Source organism: Dyadobacter sp. 3J3 (assembly GCF_009801115.1).
Lineage (GTDB): Bacteria > Bacteroidota > Bacteroidia > Cytophagales > Spirosomataceae > Dyadobacter.
This window is the reverse complement of sequence record NZ_VTOL01000045.1, coordinates 1-1,246: the sequence shown is the minus strand read 5'-3', so window position 1 is coordinate 1,246 and position 1,246 is coordinate 1. Positions and strand designations below refer to the sequence as shown.

Here is a 1,246-nt window from a genome sequence, read left to right as displayed (position 1 = left end):
CTACTATATAACTTCTTCATGCTGCCTCAGCCATAAGCCTTTTTAGTGCCCTTTCTAAATTTGCAATTTTAGCCAATCTGTATTTTTCTCTGTATTCGTCTTGGTCGAAAGGAATAAAAGGCTGCTTGTACCGGACCATCCGGTAATAAATAATGGCCAGTTTTCTTGCAGTAGCTACGATAGCATACTTGTGGCCACCTTTGGCCCTCATTCTTCTAAAAAAATCGCCTAGCCAGTGATTGCTTGATTTTAAACTGTTGGCAGACATTCGGAATGCCTGTGCTGCCGGATTTACTTTTTTCTTTAATACTTTACTACTGATTAACTTACCCCCGGATATTTTCCTGTTTGGGCATAAATTCAGCCATCCCACAAACTTTTCTTCTGTGGGCCACTTACTTAAATCAGTACCGGTTTCTGCCAATATTTCCAAAGCACCGGTTTCACTGATACCGTATATATCCATTACGTCTGTTCCATAAATATTTTTTAAATAATCATGGGTATTAAACACAGGCTGATTTTTAGACTTTTTCTTTTTAGGCTTCTTACCCGAAGCGGCAACTTCTACCGGCAGGTTTTCTATGACTCCGTCATTACTGCGCGCCACCAATTGCTGCAATACTATTTCTATCTCCTGTTCACACAGCGTAATTTGCTGCTGGATAAACTGGTACATCCTGTAAGATTGCTTTATTAAAAACAAGTGCTCCGTACGCCAGTTTCCTTCCAAAGATTTACGTATCGTTTCCTGATCCGCTTTAATACGTGGATCAACTAATGGAAGAAAATTCTCCGCTTTTCTTTCTCCCGCTATGATTGCTTCTACGATTGCAGTACCGGTTTTCCCAGTCAAATCACTGATGACTGTATGTATTTTCAGATTCATTAATTCCAGCGACTTTTCAATCCGAAGAATACACCGGGTGCTATCGTTGGTCAAGCTCCTGCGGTGCCTGACCAAGCTGCGCAGGGTTTCTGTTTGATCATCCGGCAAAAAGCAGGTGTTTAGAAGCCCGCAGCTATGCAACCGCTGTATCCAGGCGGCATCGCTTTCATCCGTCTTCTTGCCTGTAATATTACGGGTATGTCTGGCATTAACCAGATAAACCTCAAACCCATTTTGAACCAGCATGTTGAACAGGTTTTTCCAATATACACCTGTACTTTCCATCGCTACTGTTTCGATAGAGCATTTTTTTAACCACAAAACAATTTCCATCAGATCACAAGTGAAGGCACCGAA

The 1,246-nt window shown here is 41.6% G+C and carries 1 protein-coding gene; it reads right to left on the bottom strand.

Annotated elements, in window-relative coordinates:
* Nucleotides 1–16: 16 nt before the first annotated feature.
* The coding region (locus FZF08_RS31415) for an IS110 family transposase (RefSeq protein WP_159478878.1) at nt 17–1,246 on the bottom strand (1,230 nt) is incomplete at its 5' end.